At 72.2% G+C, this 17,840-nt stretch carries 15 protein-coding genes; 6 read left to right on the forward strand and 9 right to left on the reverse strand.

The annotated features are described in order from the left end of the window. Positions 1–65: 65 nt before the first annotated feature. Positions 66–710: a TetR/AcrR family transcriptional regulator gene (locus tag ACIBLA_RS13555; protein ID WP_399198619.1), complete on the reverse strand. Its 645-nt coding sequence runs from the start codon at positions 708–710 to the stop codon at positions 66–68. A 90-nt stretch (positions 711–800) separates the two neighbouring features. Between ACIBLA_RS13555 and ACIBLA_RS13560 the strand changes: the two genes are divergently transcribed. From ACIBLA_RS13560 to ACIBLA_RS13570, 3 genes are read left to right on the forward strand one after another with little or no spacing between them, the layout of a single operon-like run. After that, positions 801–1,457: a TetR/AcrR family transcriptional regulator gene (locus tag ACIBLA_RS13560; RefSeq protein ID WP_363240882.1), complete on the forward strand. Its 657-nt coding sequence runs from the start codon at positions 801–803 to the stop codon at positions 1,455–1,457. Between the two features lie 14 nt (positions 1,458–1,471). After that, positions 1,472–2,245, forward strand: a complete 774-nt coding sequence (locus tag ACIBLA_RS13565) for an ArsR/SmtB family transcription factor (RefSeq protein WP_399198620.1) — start codon at positions 1,472–1,474, stop codon at positions 2,243–2,245. Positions 2,246–2,289: 44 nt separating this feature from the next. Beyond that, complete coding sequence (locus tag ACIBLA_RS13570; RefSeq protein WP_399198621.1) at positions 2,290–3,267, forward strand: DMT family transporter; 978 nt, start codon at positions 2,290–2,292, stop codon at positions 3,265–3,267. Positions 3,268–3,279: 12 nt separating this feature from the next. On the opposite strand, the gene ACIBLA_RS13575 is transcribed toward ACIBLA_RS13570, so the two are convergent. From ACIBLA_RS13575 to ACIBLA_RS13605, 7 genes are all read right to left on the reverse strand, one after another. Then, positions 3,280–4,359, reverse strand: coding sequence for a zinc-binding dehydrogenase (locus ACIBLA_RS13575; protein WP_399198622.1), 1,080 nt, complete (start codon positions 4,357–4,359; stop codon positions 3,280–3,282). Between the two features lie 19 nt (positions 4,360–4,378). Then, entirely contained in the window at positions 4,379–5,791 is a 1,413-nt protein-coding gene (locus ACIBLA_RS13580; protein WP_399198623.1) for an aldehyde dehydrogenase family protein, read from the reverse strand. A gap of 129 nt (positions 5,792–5,920) precedes the next feature. Beyond that, positions 5,921–7,291: an ABC transporter ATP-binding protein gene (locus ACIBLA_RS13585; RefSeq protein WP_363240877.1), complete on the reverse strand. Its 1,371-nt coding sequence runs from the start codon at positions 7,289–7,291 to the stop codon at positions 5,921–5,923. An 85-nt stretch (positions 7,292–7,376) separates the two neighbouring features. After that, complete coding sequence (locus ACIBLA_RS13590) at positions 7,377–8,774, reverse strand: MFS transporter (RefSeq protein WP_363240876.1); 1,398 nt, start codon at positions 8,772–8,774, stop codon at positions 7,377–7,379. Next, positions 8,774–10,243, reverse strand: a complete 1,470-nt coding sequence (locus ACIBLA_RS13595; RefSeq protein ID WP_399198624.1) for a CitMHS family transporter — start codon at positions 10,241–10,243, stop codon at positions 8,774–8,776. Before ACIBLA_RS13595 ends, ACIBLA_RS13590 begins: the two co-directional genes overlap by 1 nt. A 138-nt stretch (positions 10,244–10,381) precedes the next feature. After that, entirely contained in the window at positions 10,382–12,622 is a 2,241-nt protein-coding gene (locus ACIBLA_RS13600) for a molybdopterin oxidoreductase family protein (RefSeq protein ID WP_399198625.1), read from the reverse strand. Positions 12,623–12,756: 134 nt separating this feature from the next. After that, positions 12,757–13,434 carry a TetR/AcrR family transcriptional regulator gene (locus ACIBLA_RS13605; RefSeq protein WP_363240872.1) on the reverse strand — a complete coding sequence of 226 codons (678 nt, stop codon included), beginning with the start codon at positions 13,432–13,434 and terminating at the stop codon, positions 12,757–12,759. 223 nt (positions 13,435–13,657) lie between these two features. On the opposite strand from ACIBLA_RS13605, the gene hmgA reads away from it, so the two are divergent. The 3 genes from hmgA to ACIBLA_RS13620 all read left to right on the forward strand — a co-directional run bounded on the left by hmgA (position 13,658) and on the right by ACIBLA_RS13620 (position 17,077). Next, the gene (gene hmgA / locus ACIBLA_RS13610) at positions 13,658–15,007 is read left to right on the forward strand and encodes a homogentisate 1,2-dioxygenase (RefSeq protein ID WP_363240871.1); all 1,350 of its coding nucleotides are present in this window, start codon (positions 13,658–13,660) and stop codon (positions 15,005–15,007) included. A gap of 14 nt (positions 15,008–15,021) precedes the next feature. After that, a complete protein-coding gene (locus ACIBLA_RS13615) occupies positions 15,022–15,771 on the forward strand; it encodes a GntR family transcriptional regulator (RefSeq protein WP_363240870.1) in 750 nt (249 codons plus the stop codon). 103 nt (positions 15,772–15,874) lie between these two features. Next, positions 15,875–17,077, forward strand: a complete 1,203-nt coding sequence (locus ACIBLA_RS13620; protein ID WP_399198626.1) for a type ISP restriction/modification enzyme — start codon at positions 15,875–15,877, stop codon at positions 17,075–17,077. A 27-nt stretch (positions 17,078–17,104) separates the two neighbouring features. Here the strand turns inward: ACIBLA_RS13620 and ACIBLA_RS13625 are convergent, their stop codons facing one another. Further along, positions 17,105–17,818, reverse strand: a complete 714-nt coding sequence (locus ACIBLA_RS13625; RefSeq protein WP_363240868.1) for a TetR/AcrR family transcriptional regulator — start codon at positions 17,816–17,818, stop codon at positions 17,105–17,107. Positions 17,819–17,840: the final 22 nt, after the last annotated feature.

The raw sequence follows: 17,840 nt of genomic DNA on the forward strand, positions 1-17,840 counted from the left end.
GTCCAACCCGCCCCGTCCGGGGCTCACCGGATAGGGCGTGTGGCGTAGCGGACTCGGTGGCCGATCTACGGTCCGGGCAGCGGACTGTCCCGCGCCACCACCATGCGCAGCACCAGGTCGGCGTAGAGCGCGCCGACCTCGTCGGGTGTCCGGCGGCCCTGCGTGTTGAACCAGCGCGCCACGTCGATGCAGAGCGACAGCACGGCCAGGGTGGTGCCCGGCACGTCCGGGACGTCGAACTCCCCGTCCCGGACGCCGTCCTGGAGGATCCGGCGCACCGTCGCGTCGCTGTGCCTGCGCAACTCGACGATCTCGGCGCGGTGTTCGTCGGCGAGGGCGTCCAACTCGTACTGGACCACGCGCGCCGTGGTGTGGCGTGCCGCGTGCCAGCCGACGAACGAGCGGACCGCTTCGGTGAGCCGCTCGGCCGCCGTGCCGTCGCCGTCGGCGGCGGCTGTCAGGATCTCCAGGGCCTTGTCGTGGCCGATCCGGCTGATCCGGTGGAGCAGTTCTTCCTTGGTCTTGTAGTGGATGTAGAGCGCCGCCGGGCTCATCCCGGCGCGGCTCGCGATGTCGCGGGTGGTGGTGGCGTGGTACCCGCGTTCGGCGAACGCCTCCACGGCGGCGACGAGCAGCCTTCTGGCCGCCTCGGGGGTGACCTCACCCCATGGCATGCCCTCGCCGTCGGCCGTCCGTTCCGCCGTACGCATCGCCCTCGCCCCTTCCGGTCGGCAGAACGCACACCCTACCCCTGAAGGTGAGCAAGCGCTTAGCCGAGCCACAGCCATACGATGTGCGCCATGGCCCGACCCCGCAAGCCGCTGCTCAGCAGAGACCGCATCGTCGCGACCGCGGGCGCGCTCGTGGACGCCGAAGGGCTGGGAGCCGTCTCCACCCGCCGGCTGGCGGCGGAGCTGGGGGTCAGCGGGCCGTCCCTCTACAACCACTTCCGCAACAAGGACGAGATCCTGGACGCCGTCGCGGACTCCGTCAGCGCGCAGGTCGATCTGTCGATGTTCGACGAGGACGACGTACGGGACTGGCGCACCGCGCTGCACGACTACGCCGTCTCCTACCGCGCCGCGCTCACCGCGCACCCGCACATCGTGCCGGTACTGGCCCAGGGTCCGGGCCGCCGCCCGGCGGGCCTGCGGGTGGCCGACACGGTCTTCGGCGCGATGGTCCGGGCGGGCTGGCCACCGACCCAGGCCACCCATATCGGGGCGCTGATGCGGTACTTCATCACCGGCTCGGCGCTCGGCTCGTTCGCGCGGGGCTTCGTGGACGACGAGTCGGCGTACGACCCCGCCGACTATCCGCACCTCGGCCAGGCCCATCTGCTGGCCGAGCGGCAGCAGCGCGTGGACGAGGGCGCCTTCGAGACGGGGCTCAGGGCACTGATCGACGGGCTGGCCGCGCAGTACGAGACAGTTCGGGCCACACCGAAGAGTTCTTGAGGCACCCTGGAGGTATGCCGCAGACCTCCACGCCGCAGACACTCACAGCGCAGGCCGCCCCGAGCGCCGACCTCGGACTCCCCGCCCCTTCGGCGTCCCCCGGCTCGCTCCTCGCGAGCTTCGCCGCCCTGCTCGCCGACGAGACCCGCGCCGTCTTCTGTCTCTCCCTGCTCGACGGGCGCGCCTGGACGGCCGGAGAGCTGGCGCGTGAGGCCGGCGTCGCCGCGTCCACCGCCAGCGAGCACATCGGGAAGCTGATCGCCGCCCGGCTGGTCACCGAGGAGCGGCAGGGCCGCCACCGGTACGTACGGCTGGCCGACGCCACCACCGCCGAACTGGTCGAGTCGCTGGCCGCGCACGTCATGCCAGGGCGCGACAGCCCGCACATCGTGCGGGCGTCGAGGGCGAGCGGTGCCATGGCACGGGGGCGTACCTGCTACGACCATTTCGCCGGCCGGCTCGGGGTGGCGATCACTGAGGCCATGGCGCGGCGCGGACTGCTGCTCATGGACGCGGGCTTCGCCCTCACCGAGCAGGGCACGGAGTGGTTCCGCGAGCGGGACATCGTGCTGGAGAGCGCCGGCCGGCGCCCGGTGGTCAGTTCCTGTCTGGACTGGACGGAGCGCCGGCGGCATCTGGCGGGGGTGGCGGGGGCGGGGCTGTGCCGGCTCGCCCTGGAGTCGAAGTGGTGCGTGCGCATCGGTACGGAGCGGGCGGTGCGGGTGACGCCGACCGGTGAGCACATGTTCGGCGAACTGCTCGGGATCAAGGCGGCGGCTCTTCGCTGATACTTCGGTGACAGCCGAACTATTAAGGGCTTAACATCGCTCACATGGCGAAATTCTCAGCTCCGCGTGCGCAGGCGCGCCCGCCCGCACCGACGGCCGCTCCCGGTGTGCCCACTCCGGCAGGTGGCCGGGCCCAGCCGCTGGCGCTGGCCGCCGCCGGGGTCACCGTCGTCCTCTGGGCGTCGGCCTTCGTCTCGATCCGCAGCGCGGGCGAGGCGTACGCACCGGGCGCGCTGGCGCTCGGGCGGCTGCTGACCGGATCGCTCGTGCTGGTCGCGATCCTGCTGATACGCCGCGAAGGCCTGCCGCCAAAGGCCGCCTGGCCCGGCATCGCGGTGTCCGGACTGCTCTGGTTCGGCGGCTACTCGGTGGTCCTCAACTGGGGCGAACAGCTGGTCGACGCGGGCACGGCGTCCGTCGTCGTGAACATCGCGCCGCTGCTCATGGCCCTGCTCGCGTTCCGCCTGCTGGGCGAGAGCCTGGCGCCACGGCTGCTCACCGGCATGGCGGTGTCCTTCGCCGGCGCCGTGGTGGTCGGTCTGTCGATGGCCGGCGGCGGCAGCACGTCCGTACTCGGCGTGGTGCTCTGCCTGGTGGCGGCGGTGGCGTACGCGGGCGGTGTCGTCGCACAGAAGCCCACGCTGGCGTACGCGAGCCCGTTGCAGGTGACCACGTACGGCGCCCTGATCGGGGCGGCCGGCTGTCTGCCCTTCGGCTGGCAGCTCGTGCAGGACGCCGTGCACGCGCCGCTGTCCGCGACGCTCAACATGGTCTATCTGGGCGTCTTCCCGACCGCGCTGGCGTTCACGACCTGGGCGTACGCCCTGGCCCGTACGACCGCGTCGCGGATGGGCGCCACGACGTACGCGGTACCGGCGATCGTCGTGCTGATGGCCTGGCTGCTGCTGGACGAGATACCCGGCCCGCTCACGCTCGCCGGTGGTGTGCTCTGTCTCGCGGGCGTGGCGGTGGCACGCTCCCGCCCGCGCCGGGCGGAGGACCAACTGCCGCTGACGACATGAGACGTGGCGCCGTCAGAAGACGATCAGTGCCCGGCCGCCGCGTCCCGCGACCATGCTGTCGAACGCGGCCGGTATCCCCTCCAGCGTGATCCGGTCCGTCACCAGCGAGCCGAGGTCGAGGCGGCCGGCCCGGACGTGTCCGGCGATGACCGGCAGATCCCGGACCGGGTCGCTGTCGCCGTACACACACCCCGACAGCGTGCGGCCGAAGTGGAACAGCTCCAGGGCGTTGAACGTGACCTGCTGGTCCTTGCCGCCGATACCGACGACCGTGGTCCTGCCGCCCCGGCGGGTGGACTCCCAGGCCGTGCGGATGGTGACGGCGCGGCCGACGCACTCGACGGCGACGTCCGCGCCCTGCCCGCCGGTGAGCCTGCGGACGTCCTTGGCGGTGGTGGCGGACGAGAGGAGATAGTCCGTGGCTCCGGCGGCCCGCGCCAACTGCTCCTTCTCCGGGGAGACATCGACGGCGACGACGGTCGAGGCCCCGGCGATCCGGGCCGACTGGAGCACCGCCAGACCGACCCCGCCGACGCCGAAGACCACGACGGTCTCGCCGGCGCGCACCCGTGCGGAGTGGTGCACGGCGCCGTATCCGGTGAGGACGGCGCAGCCGAGCAGTGCCGCGTCGGTGAGCGGGACGCCGTCGGGGGCCGGCAGGACGCAGTTGGCGGCGACGACCGTCTCCTCGGCGAACGCGGCGACGTTCAGGCCGGGATGGAGTTCGGTGCCGTCGGCCGTACGGGCGTGGATGGCGCCCGCGCCGGTCAACGCCGAGGCGCAGAGCCAGACTTCGCCGAGCCCGCAGTGGTGGCACCGGCCGCAGGACGGTGCCCAGTTGAGTACGGCGCCGTCGCCCGGCGCGACATGGGTGACGCCCTCGCCGACGGACAGGACCGTGCCCGCGCCCTCGTGGCCGAGGACGGCCGGGACGGGCAGCCGCATGGTGCCGTCGCTGAGGGACAGGTCGGAGTGGCAGACCCCGGCGGCGGCCAGCCGGATCCTCACCTGTCCGGGGCCGGGCTCGGGCAGTTCGATGTCGGTGATCTCCAACGGAGCTCCGACGGCGGGCAGGACGGCGGCGCGGACCACGATCGGTTTCTCTCCCGGCTCAGAACTGGAGGGACTTGGTCTGAAGGTACTCGGCGAGGCCGTGCGGGCCGAGTTCCCGGCCGACGCCCGACTGCTTGTAACCCCCGAAGGGGGCGAGCGGGTTGAACCGGCCGCCGTTGATGTCGACCTGGCCGGTGTCCATCCGCCGCGCGAAGGCCACGGCCTCGCTCTCGTCGCCCGCCCAGACGGCGCCCGCGAGGCCGTAGACCGTGCCGTTGGCGATCCGCAGGGCGTCCTCCTCGTCCTCGTAACGGAGGATGGACAGGACGGGGCCGAAGATCTCCTCCTGCGCGACGGTCATCTCCGGGGTGACGTCGGCGAAGACCGTCGGGGCGACGAAGTAGCCGGTGTCGTGCGGTGGTTGGGCGCCGCCCGCGATCAGCCGGGCGCCTTCGGCGATGCCCTTCTCGATGTAGCCGCGCACCCGCGCCTGCTGCGCCGCGTTGACGAGGGGGCCCAGGCGGCATGCTTCGTCCCGCGGGTCCCCCGGGCGGTACGGGGCGACAGCCGCCCCGGCGGCCTCCACGGCCTCGTCGTACCGGTCGGTGTGGACCAGCATCCGGGTCCACGCGCTGCACGTCTGGCCGGAGTTGGTCATCACGTTGGCGACACCGGCCTTGACGGCCTTGGCGAGATCGGCGCTGGGCAGGATCACGTTCGCGGACTTCCCGCCCAGCTCCAGCGCCACGCGCTTGACTGCCGCTCCGGCCGTGGCACCGATCCGCCGGCCGACGGCCGTGGAACCGGTGAAGGAGACCAGGTCGACGTCCTCGTGCGCGGCGAGCGCCTGCCCGGCGACGGCGCCGACGCCGGTGACCACGTTGACGACGCCCGCGGGAAGGCCCGCCTCGTGGACGGCCTCGGCGAGGAGTTGAGCGGTCAGCGGGGTGTCCTCGGCGGGCTTGACGACGATCACGCACCCGGCGGCGAGTGCGGGGGCGACCTTGGCGACGATCTGGTGCAGCGGGTAGTTCCAGGGGGTGATCGCACCGACGAGGCCCACCGGCTCCAGCAGCACCGTCGAGTTGCCGATGCGCTCCTCGAAGGCGTAGGAGGCGGCGAGTCCGGCGTACGAGCCGGAGACGACCACCGGAGAGGCAGCGTGCACCTTCTTCGACAGCCGCAGCGGCGCGCCCAGTTCGGCGGTGACGGTCTCGGCGATCTCGTCCCCGCGGGCGGCCAGCGCGTCGCGCAGGGCGGTGAGGCGCGCCGCGCGTTCGGCGGGCGGGGTGGCCGCCCAGCCGGGGAAGGCGGCCCGCGCGGCGCGCACGGCGGCGTCGACGTCCTCGGCGGTACCGGCCGGCACCTCGGCGATGACCTGCTCGGTCGCCGGGTTGACGACGGCGATGGTGTCGGGGCCGGCGGCGGGCCGCCACTCACCGCCGATGTACATCCTGTCGTGTGCCTTCATCGCTGTTCCTCCCGGAGGGCTGCCGCGTGCGGGCGCGGTGCGGCGTCGCCACGCCCCCAAACTAGCGATGTTAGTTTTCGGGCGCCAGGGACCTCGGGAGTCCCGAACGTCACACCCCCGGCGACCGCCTCATACGTCGAGACCGGGCATGTCCGCGGGCGCGGGGCAGATCCGCTGCCCGTAGTGGTCGAAGACGTACAGATGCTCCAGGTCGACCAGGAGCGGCACCTGCGCCCCCGTACGCAGCCACATGTCGGGGCCGGTCCGCACCACGAGGTCGCTCGACGTCATCGCGGGACGGTCGGGGGTGTACGTGGCGGCGGGCTCCGGCTCCGGGTCGTCCAGCACCACGACCGGTCCCGAGACATTGCCGGGAACCCGGCCGGGGACATGGCCGGCTGCCCGCTCCCTCAGCCGCTCCAGCACACCGGGCCCGGCACGGCCACGGCGGCGGCGCGAGGCCGTCCTGAGCCGGGGCGATTCGAGGTCGGGCACCACGGCGGGCTGTGAACCGGTGTTGAGATACACCAGTGCCTCATGCCCCTGGTACTCCATGTGCTCGACGATGCCGCTGAGCGCGACCTCGCCGGGGCGTGCCTGGCTCGGCGGGGCGATGCGCGCCGCCTCGGAGCGCAGCCCGACGATGATCTTCCGGCCCTGCTGGATCCGGAGCAACTGGTGGTCGGGGCTGAGCGGTTCGGGCAGCGGCAGGCGCTGTCGGCCGAGGTCGATCGACATCCGGCCTTCGAGGGGTGCGTAGACGACGGCCTGGAGGAGGTTGATGCGCGGGGTGCCGATGAAGGCGGCGACGAAGACGTTGCGCGGCAGCGCGTACACGTCGCGCGGCGAACTGACCTGCTGGAGCACACCCCCGCGCATCACCGCGACGCGGTCGCCGAGTGACATCGCCTCGGCCTGATCATGTGTCACATAGACGGTCGTGACCCCCAACTCGGCGGTCAGCTGTGCGATTTCGGCCCGTACATGATTACGCAGCTTGGAGTCGAGGTTGGACAGCGGCTCGTCCATGAGGAACGCCGACGGGCGCCGCGAGATGGCACGGCCCATCGCGACGCGCTGCCGCTCGCCGCCGGAGAGCTGGCTGGGGTAGCGGTCCAGCAGGTTCTCGATGCCGAGCATCCGGGCGGTGGCCTCGATGCGTTCGGTGGTGTCCTGCCGGGGGTTCTGCAGGCTGAGGGGGAAACCGATGTTGTCGCGGTTGGTCATGTTCGGGTAGAGCGCGAAGTTCTGGAACACCATCGCCATGGCGCGGTCGCGGGGCGGCACGAGATTGGAGCGCTCGCCGTCGAGCAGCAACTCCCCCTCGGTGATGTCCTCCAGACCGGCGATCATGCGCAGCACCGTGGACTTGCCGCAGCCCGAGGGGCCGAGCAGCACGACGAACTCACCGGGGGCGATGTCCAGAGACAAGCGGTCGACGGCACGTGTGGTCCGCCCGTACACCTTGCTGACACTGTGCAGAGAGATGGCGCGAGTCATGAGGATTCCGCCCGGAAGGTGAGGATGAGCGCCTGGAACGCCTGAAGTTAGCCGACTGGGCGGAGTCAGGGAATGACTTGAGGCGTTACAGGGGCGGTTTCTCAGAAGCCTTTGCCTGAGCGGGAGTTGGGCTCGCAGGGGTGGGCGGAGAGGCCGGGGCCGGAGCGGGCGGGGCAGGAGGGGCCGGGGCGGGGTCGCGCGGGGTGCTGCGTGCGCCGAGGCCCGCCGCGCCCAGCAGCAGGGCGCCGAGCATCATGAACGGCGCTCCCGTGCCCGCGACTCCGGCGACGAGCCCGGCGGACGCGGGAGCGGCGACCTGCCCGAGGCGGTTACCGGTGAGCCTGAGCGCGAGGGCGGTGGAACGCGCCTCGGCGGGCGCCGCCCGCACGACGGTCGTCATCGACAGCGGCTGACCGACGCCGAGACAGAAACCGAGCGCCGCGAGTATCAGTGCCAGCCCCCACACGGGCACGGGCAGCGCGATCCCCGCGCACAGCAGCCCGCCGAGCAGACAAGAGACGGTGAGCAGGACCGTACGCCCCATCCGCTGGATCATCGGCGTCATCACCAGACGGCAGGCGATCGTGGCGGCGGCCCGCAGACTCAGCAGCACTCCGATCGTGGTCGGGGAGATGCCGCGTTCCTCGCCGATGACCGGGAGAAAAGCGGTGAGGATGTCCGTCGCCGAGAGCACGGACAGGCTGACGAGGATGCCGCTGGGGACGCCGCGGGTGCGCAGGATGCGCCATACGGAGACCTTGCCGGGCTTCGCCGACCGGACCCGCTTCGCCTTCCCACCGCGCCTGGCCTTCCGGCCCGGAGCACTCTGCCCGCTCCGTGGGCTCTTTCCGCTCCGCACGCTCTTCCCGCCCGGCGGGCCGGCCTTCGCGGGCCCGCCCGGCGCGGGCGGCGGCTCGATCCGCCGCAGGCAGGTGAGGGAGACGGCCGCGACCCCGGCCGAGACGACGAGGGCGAGCGCGCTCGTACGCGCCATCGCGGCGTCCTGGCCGGAGACCAGCAGTCCGGCGGCGACCGGCCCGACGAGCTGGCCGAGCGACGCGCCGATGGTGAAGTGCCCGAAGTTGCGGTCCTGTTCGGCCGGCGCGCTGCGGCGCGCGACGACGGACTGCGCGCCGATGACGAAGCAGAGATGGCCGAGGCCCATCACTCCGCTCCAGGCGGCGAGCGCGGCGAGGGACCCCGCCGTACCGCTCAGTCCGCAGCCGACGCCGATGAACACGGCGCCGAAGGCGAGGAGCGGTACGCAGCGTCCCCGGTCGGTCCTGCGCCCGAGCGGTACGGCGGCGAACAGCGGCAGCAGCGCGTACACACCGGCGATGACACCGACCGCGCGCTCGTCGGCGCCGAGCGCCAGGGCCCGGTAGGAGACGGCCGGCCGTGCCATCGACACGGCGGCCTGGGAGAAGGCGAAGGCGATGACGAGGCGCAGCAGCCAGCGTCGGTCCCGCGCCTCCCCCGCCATCAGATGGTGCCGAAGAGTATCGCCGCGGCGAGCACGACGAGCGAGGTGAGTACGGCCCACTTCACGGTGAACCTGGTGTGGTCGCCGAACTCGACCTTGGCCATACCGACGAGGACGTAGACGGCGGGGACGAGCGGGCTCGACATGTGCAGCGGCTGGCCGACGATCGAGGCGCGGGCGACCTCCACCGGGGAGACCCCGTGCGCCGCGCCGGCCTCGGCGAGGACGGGCAGGACACCGAAGTAGAAGCCGTCGTTCGACATGAAGTACGTCAGGGGCAGGCTCAGCAGCCCGGTGACGAGACCCATCTGCGGGCCCATGCCCTCGGGTACCGCGCCCACCAGCCAGTCAGCCATGTGTTCGACCATACCGGTGCCGGTCAGGACGCCGGTGAAGACGGCTGCCGCGAAGACCATGCCGGAGACGTTCAGCACGTTGTCGGCGTGGGCGGCGATACGGGCCCGCTGGTCGGCCATGGTGGGGAAGTTGACGGTGAGGGCGAGTGCGGCACCGAGCAGGAAGAGGACCGGGATGGGCATGAGCTCCATGATCATCGCGGTGAGCAGGGCGAGGGTGAGTCCGGCGTTGAACCAGTAGAGACGCGGGCGCAGGGTCGGGCGGTTGGGGTCGAGCCCCTGGAACTCTCCGTCGTCCGCGGGCTCGTGGCCGTCGTTGTCGTTGCCGTTGTCGTTGCCGTCGGATTTCTCGAACGAGACGCCACCACCGCCGCCGCCCGTACGGGCCGGCTCAACTCCCTTGCCGCGGCTGCCGCTGCCGCCGCCGGCCTCGACCAGGACGGTCTCCGTCACGCTCTCCGTCACCGTCCCCGGCTCCAGCACCTCGTCCAGCGTGAGCGTGCCGAGACGCTTGCGCTCGCGCAGCCCGAGGACGTACGCGAGCACGAAGACCGCGAGCAGTCCCACGGCGAGCGCGGGGATCATCGGGACGAAGATGTCGGTGGCGTCGACCTTCAGCGCGGTGGCGGCCCGTGCCGTGGGCCCGCCCCAGGGAAGGGTGTTCATGACACCGTTGGCCGTGGCGGCGACACCGGTCAGCACGACCAGGCTCATCTTCAGCCGCTTGTAGAGGGGATACATCGCCGAGACGGTGATCATGAAGGTGGTCGAACCGTCGCCGTCCAGCGAGACGATCGACGCGAGCAGCGCGGTACCGACCACGATGCGCATCGGGTCGGCCCGGCAGAAGCGCAGGATGCCCCGCACGATCGGGTCGAAGAGGCCGACGTCGATCATGACGCCGAAGTAGACGATCGCGAACATCAGCATCGCCGCGGTCGGCGCGAGGTCGCCGACCCCCTCGATGACGTAGTCGCCCAGCTTCGCTCCCTGGCCCACCAGGACACAGAAGAGGGCGGGGATCAGGACGAGCGCCGCGATCGGCGACATCTTCTTCGTCATGATCAGCACCAGGAAGGTGGCGATCATGACGAATCCGAGGATTGTCAGCATTTGGGATACCTCACGTTCACCCTTGAACTCCCACCCGAGTCGGCGGTGCGGATGACGTTAGGTGCGGTTTCCTGGCGTTAACAAGATGTTGACGCGCGAGCAATACGCGCAAAACCCCAGGTCAGGAAGGGGCGCTGGTCAGGCGGGGGCCAGTGCGACCGGAAAGCCGTTGAGCACGGACGTCCCGGACAGCGGGTCGCGCCGGCTCCCGTCGAGCAGTTCGTTGACGTTGACGCCCGGCCGCGCGTGGGCCACCGCCATCCTGGTCCCCGGCCGGTCGTGCCCCCAGCCGTGCGGCACGCTCACGACCCCCGTCCGGACCGTGTCGGTGATCTCCACCGGGATCGTGATCGCGCCCGCCTCCGTGCTGATACGCGCGGCTCCGCCGTCCGTGAGACCGAGCCGCCCGGCGTCGGCGGGGTGGACCTGGACCGTGCAGCGGTTCGAACCGCCGTTGAGCGTCGGCACGTTGTGCATCCAGCTGTTGTTGGAGCGCAGATGGCGGCGCCCGACGAGCACCAGGGACGCGGGGACGCCGGTGAGCGCGGCGCGCAGCCGGGGCAGATCGGCGGCGATCGGTGCGGGGAGCAGTTCGACGCGCCCGCTGCGGGTCTTGAGGAGTCCGGGGATCCGGGGCTTCAGCGGCCCCAGGTCGATGCCGTGCGGCCGGTCGGTGAGCCGGGCGAGGGTGAGCCCCGCGGGGTCGGCGCCGAAGCCGTCGCCGTACGGGCCCAGGCGCAGCATCAGGTCGAGCCGCCGCTCGGGGCCGCCGGCTCCGGTGAGTGCGGCGGCGAGTTCCTTCGTGTCGCGTCCGTGCACGGGCGACAGCGGGTCGGTGACGGCCTTGCCGAGCGTACGCTCGATGACCTGGTCGTCCACGGCCGACGGATCCGCTCCGTGCATCCCGCCCACCGCGAGCACCAGCCGGGCCAGGATCTCGCTCTCGTCCATCGACCCGGCGGCCAGGGGGACGGCGGGCGGGCTGTAGCGGGCCTGGTTGCGTACGGCGAAGCCGTTGAAGGCGAAGTCGAAGTGGGGGCTCCGGGAGGGCGGCGGCGGGGGCAGGACGACGTCCGCGTGCCGCGACGTCTCGTTGAGGTAGGGGTCGACGCTGACCATGAAGTCCAGCCCCGCCAGCGCCCGGTCGAGGCGGCTGCCGTCGGGCGCGGAGAGCACGGGGTTGGCCGCGAGGGCGATCACCGCGCGGATCCGCTCCTCGCCGGGTGTCTCGATCTCCTCCGCGAGGACGGCGATGGGCAGCTCGCCCTTGGCCTCCGGGTGGCCGCCTACCCTGCTGGCCCAGCGGCCGAGCGCGAACCCCTTGCCGGGGCCCGCCGGGCGGGGCGCGCGGTCGGTGGCGGAGAGCGGGAAGAGGGCGCCGCCGGGCCGGTCGAGATTGCCGGTGAGGACGTTGAGGACGTCGATGAGCCAGCTGGCGAGCGTGCCGTACTCGACGGTGCAGCTGCCGATGCGTCCGTAGACGGCGGCGGTGGGCGCCGCCGCGAGTTCGCGTGCCAGGGTGCGGATCATCGAGGCGTCCAGGTCGCAGGCCGCCGCGACGGCTTCGGGCGTGAAGTCCCGTACCGGCGCCTGGAGTTCGTCGAGTCCTTCGAGGTGGTCGGTGAGGGCGCCGGGGTCGGTGAGCCGTTCCTCGAACAGGACTTGGACGAGGGCGGCGAGCAGCAGCGCGTCGGTGCCCGGCCGGATGGCGAGATGCCGGTCGGCGAGGCGCGCGGTGCGGGTACGGCGCGGGTCGACCACCGTGAGGGTGCCGCCGCGCCGGCGCAGGGCCTTGAGCTTGCCGGGGAAGTCGGGCGCGGTGCAGAGACTGCCGTTGGAGTCGAGCGGGTTGGCGCCCAGGAGCAGCAGATGGTCGGTGCGGTCCAGGTCGGGTACGGGGATCGCGAAGGCGTCGCCGAAGAGCAGGCCGGACGAGACGTGCTTCGGCATCTGGTCGAGGGTGGACGCGGTGAAGAGGTTACGGGTGCGGAGGATGCCCAGCAGGACCGGCGGATAGAGGGCGCCGGCCATTGTGTGGACGTTGGGGTTGCCGAGGACGACGCCGACGGAGTTCGGTCCGTGCTCCTCGATCAGCGGGCGCAGCCGGTCGGCGATCAGGTCGAACGCCTCGTCCCAACTCCCCTCCCTCAGCTCGCCGTTCACCCGGATCAGCGGGGTCCTCAGCCGGTCGGGGTCGGCGTCCAGCTCGCCGAAGGAGGCGCCCTTGGGGCAGATGAAACCCTTGCTGAACACGTCGTCGCGGTCGCCGCGCGCACCAGTGACCGTGGTCCCCTCGATGGTGAGGGTCAGTCCGCAGGTGGCCTCGCAGAGCGGGCAGACGCGCAGCGCGGTGCGGGCGGGGCCGGTGGTGGGCGGCATGGGTCCTCCAGGAGCGGCGGCGACGGCGCGGGAGCCCCCCGAGCATACCGACCGGTACGGATGAGGGAAGGGGGCGGCCGGTGGTGCGTGCCCCGGTGCCGTACGGGCCTCCGGGGTCCGGCCCCCGGAGGCCGTCAGCCCAGCGTCCGGGCCAGATACGCGCGGACCAGCTCCCGCGTCTCGGCGATGATGCCGGGATCACCCGACGCGTCCGTACGGAAGGCGAGTTGGAACAGCGCGTCCGCCGCCTCGACGGCGACCAGCACCATCCGGCGCAGCGCGGCGTCCGGGGCGCGGCGCAGATGCGCGGCGAGCAGCGTGGTGAGGCGGTCCGCGACGCGATGGTTGGCGTCGGACTCCGCTTCGCCGCCGGCGGTCGGCCCGGCATCCGCGTCGGCCGGGTCCGGCGGATCCGACACTCCCGCCGGCACCCTGGTACCGAAGTCGACCAGGCCGAAGCCGGGCACGGTGCGCTTCATGGCGAGGTACTCGTCCAGCACGGCGTCGATCGCCGCCCGCCAGTCGGCGGCGGGGATCGCGGCGAGCCGCCGCTCGATACGTCCCGCATAGCTGTCCAGATTGCGCCGGGCGAGCGCGTCGGCCATGGCGCGCTTGTTGCCGAAGAAGCGGTACACGGAGCCGATCGGCACACCCGCCCTGGTGGCGACGGCACGGGTGGACAACTCCTCGTAGCCGGTCTCGTCCAGCAGTTCGGCGCAGGCGTCGAGGATCCGGGCGAGGCGCGCCGCGCTGCGCCGCTGCACGGGGATCCTGCGGAGGCCGTCGTGGGTGTCGGCGCTGACTCCGTACACGGGCTGGCCACCCTTCGGCGAGAGGCGCGGTGGTCGCGGCCCTTCGAGTCTCCCTCGCCGACGGCCGCTGTTCGAGACGGGCGACCGCACTTCGGTTCCCCGAGTCGGCACGGACGTCTCTTTCGGCCAACGCGGCCAGTCCCCGTTGACGCGCCACTGCCGGAATCCTACGGTGACCCATAGGATTCAGTGATCGGGAACGACCGTGAAACGGGGAGCGACGATGAGCGGCATCGAGCAGGCGAGGAAGACGGCCGGAAGCCTGGCGTACGCCACCGGCTTCGGCAACGAGCACAGCTCCGAGGCCGTGCCCGGCGCCCTGCCCGTGGGACGCAACTCGCCGCAGAGAGCCCCGCTCGGCCTGTACGCGGAGCAGCTGAGCGGCACCGCGTTCACCGAGCCCCGCGCGCACAACCGCCGTTCCTGGCTCTACCGGATCCGCCCCTCGGCGGCGCACCCGCCGTTCACCCGGACCGACAACGGGGCCCTGCGCGGCGCGCCGTTCACCGAGTCGGTGCCCGACCCCAACCGGCTGCGCTGGAACCCGCTGCCGGCCCCCGCGCCCGGCACGGACTTTCTGGCGGGCCTCTGGACGCTCGGCGGGAACGGCGACGCCGCGCAGCGCACGGGCATGGCCGTGCACCTGTATCACGCCAACTCCCCCATGACCGACCGGGTGTTCAGCGACTCCGACGGTGAGCTGCTGATCGTCCCCGAACACGGCGGGCTGCTGATCGCCACGGAGTTCGGCCTGCTCGCCGCCCGTCCCGGCGAGGTCGCCCTCATCCCGCGCGGCGTGCGCTTCCGGGTCGAACTGCTGGACGAGACGGCACGCGGCTACGTCTGCGAGAACTACGGCAGCCCCTTCGCCCTCCCCGACCTCGGCCCGATCGGCGCCAACGGACTCGCGAACGCACGGGACTTCCTCGCCCCCGTCGCCGCCTACGAGGACGTCGAGCGCCCGACCGAGGTGGTCAACAAGTTCTGCGGGAATCTGTGGACCGCGACGTACGACCACTCCCCGCTCGATGTCGTCGCCTGGCACGGCAACCATCTGCCGTACGTCTACGACCTGCGCCGTTTCAATGTGATCGGCACCATCAGCTACGACCACCCCGACCCGTCGATCTTCACGGTGCTGACCTCGCCGTCCGACACTCCCGGACTGGCGGGAGTGGACTTCGTGGTCTTCGCGCCGCGCTGGCTGGTCGGCGAGAACACCTTCCGGCCACCGTACTTCCACCGGAATGTGATGAGTGAGTACATGGGCCTGATCGAGGGCGCGTACGACGCGAAGGCGGAAGGCTTCGTGCCCGGCGGCGGTTCGCTGCACAACATGATGTCGGCGCACGGCCCCGACCGGGAGACGTTCGACCGGGCCGGCGCCGCCGAGCTGCGACCGCAGCGGATCGACGACGGTCTGGCGTTCATGTTCGAGACGCGCTGGCCGGTGACCGCGACCAGCCAGGCCGCGACGGCCGGACACCTTCAGACCGGTTACGACGACGTGTGGCAGGGTCTGGAGCGCCACTTCCGGCCCACGTCCGGACCGGCCCCCACCGACAGACCCTGACCCGGAGCCCCGCCGTGACCGCATTCGCACCCGATTCGCTGGTCCTCAACCGCAAACTGCCGCTCTGGTACCAGGTCTCGCAGTCGCTGCGCGCCTCCATACTCGGCCGGCGTCCGCACGATCCGCTGCGTCTGCCCACGGAGGAGCAGTTGGCCGGGCACTACGGCGTCAGCGTCCTGACGATGCGTCAGGCACTCAAGGAGCTGGAGCATGAGGGCCTGATCAGCAGGCACCGGCGGCGCGGCACGTTCATCGAGCCGGGCGCGCGGCGCGGCGCGCCCCGCCGGCTGCTCGGCTCCGTCGACGCGGTCGTCGCGCAGCAGTCGGGCGAGCGGACGACGGTGATCGGCCACGGCCGGGCACCGGTGCCCGGCGAACTGGGCGAGTACTTCCCCGGCGTCGGCGAGGTGGCGCTCTACCGACGGCTGCGCCGCGACGGCGAGAGCGGTGAGCCGACCAACTGGGCCGAGAACGCGCTGCGTACGGAGGTCGCGGACCGGCTGGATCCCGGCGATCTGGAACGGTGGCCGATGACCAAGGTGCTGCGCGACGTGCTGGGGGTGAAGATCGGCCGGATCACGGACACGGTCGAGGCCACGCTCGCCGACCCGGCCACCGCCGAGCTGCTCCAAGTGCCGCTGCTGAGCCCGATCCTGCACTACACGGGTGTCACGTACGACGCGGAGGGCCAGGTCGTGGACGTGGCCAGGATCCGCTACCGGGGCGACCGTTTCTCCTTCTCGGTCACGATGGAGACGGACTGACCGGCTACAGCGGGTAGACCGGTCACAGCGGGGAGACCGGCCACCGCACCCGGTCGGTACGCTTTCGCCGACGGCACGTGACGGACCGGAGGGGTGTGCCCGTATGACGGCCACGACGGCCCCACTGCTGAACGACCTCATGCCCTGGTCGGTAGCACCGCTGCGGCTCGGCCGCGGCTGGATCCTGGCCCCCGACGCCGCCTCGCTCACCGCGCGCTGGGACACGCTGATACGGGCCACCGGTGCCGAGCGTGAGGCGCTGTTCCGGCCGACCCGGTCCCGTACGCCGCACAGCGCGGTCGCCGCGCTGCCGGGGCAGCTCACCGGAACGGGGAGGTTCGCGCGGGAGTCCGGGCGGTGTCCGCCGCCGCTGCGGGTGGGGCACGGGCCGTTCGACGAGCGGTATCTGATCCCCGACCACCGGCTGATCGACGCGGCCAGGCCGGAGCTGTGGCGGGTCGCCGACGAGAGTCAGCTCTTCGCCGTGGAACAGGGGTTCGTGCCGGGAACCGAGGGTCCGGCGCTGCTGGTGAGCGCCCTACTGCCGGACGGCCGCTCCCCCGCCGGGCGGCCCGGCCGGATCCGGCCGCTGTTCCGCCGGCCGGGCGGCGCCGAGCCCAATCTGACACCGGGACTGATCCGGTCGCTGACCGCGCGCCTCGGACATGAGGTCACCCCGCGCCAGTTGCTCGACTGGGCCGCCGCGGCGGCCCGCCCGTCGCCGCGCGGCTGTGTGGTGCCGCTGACCGCCGACCCGGATCTGTGGACCACCGGCGTGGCGCTCGGTGCCCTGCTGACCGGCGTCCAACTGCGGGGCGCGCGGGGCGGAGAGCGCCATCGGCTGCCCGGCGGCCGGCGCCCGTACGTACGCGCCGCGGTCCCCGCCCGGCCCACGACGATCAGTTACGACTCCGAGGACGAGACGCTCCATATCGGTGCGGGGCGGATCTCACCCGTACCGGCCGGGGCGTGGGACTACCAGGTCGGCGGCGTGCGGATGATCGAGCTGTGGTTCGAGCGGCGCGCCGGGACCCCGGAGCCGGGCACCCTGGAGGCGATCGGCCCACGCGCGTGGCCGCAGGAGTGGACCTCGGAGCTGCTGGAGCTGATCACCGTGCTCGCGCTCCTCGCCGAAGCGGGGCCCCGCCAGCGGGAGTTGAGCGCGGCGCTGGACGAGGGGCCGGTGATCGGCACGGACGAGCTGCGCGGCGCCGGAGTGCTGCCGGTACCGCACACCACCCGCCGCCCCGCTTCCGTGCTCGACCACCACGAGGAGGGCCCGGACGGCCAGTTCGCCCTGGTCTGAGGTGAGTTGGCAGCTGCTGACGGGGTGTCAGCCGCGCGCGAACGAGTCCAGCACCCGGCTCAGCGCCCGGTCGAAGACGGCCTCCATGTCGACCGGCCCCGAGTCCTCCCCGACGGCCGCCGCCAGCCGCGGGTAGCGCCCGGTGGCGAGCTGCTTCTCCAGATGGGCCGTCCGGATCTCCTGCTCACGCTCGGCCGACCAGGGAAGTGAGCGGACGCGCTCGGCGCTCTGGATCTCGTTGGCGACGTAGGTGGTGACGACGCCGTTCACCATCGCCACCAGCTCCACCTTCCGGCCGTAGGGCAGGTCGAGCGGATCCAGGCACCAGAGGCTGAATTCGAGGAGCTTCATCGAGTTCGGGCTGAAGCCGTAGGCCGCCGACATCAGGCGCGACATCCACGGATGACGCCGCATGATCGCCCGTGACCGGTGGGCGAGACCCGTCAGATCGGCCCGCCAGTCGCCGGTGGGCCGCTCCGGCAGGTCGTGCTCCTCCGCGATCAGGTCGACCATCAGCTCGTACAGGTCCTCCTTGCGCGGCACGTAGTTGTACAGCGACATCGTGCCGCTGCCCAGCTCCCCGGCCACCCGGCGCATGGAGACGGCGTCCAGGCCGTCGTCGTCCGCGACGCGTACGGCGACGGCCGCGATCTCGGCACGGGTGTGCGTGGGCCTCGGGCCACGAGCGGCACGCTCGGGACGCGACCAGATCACTTCGGGTTCAGCAGGTCTCCCCGCCATCGGTCATCACCTCGCCCGCCAT

The organism is Streptomyces sp. NPDC050433 (assembly GCF_044458565.1).
Lineage (GTDB): Bacteria > Actinomycetota > Actinomycetes > Streptomycetales > Streptomycetaceae > Streptomyces.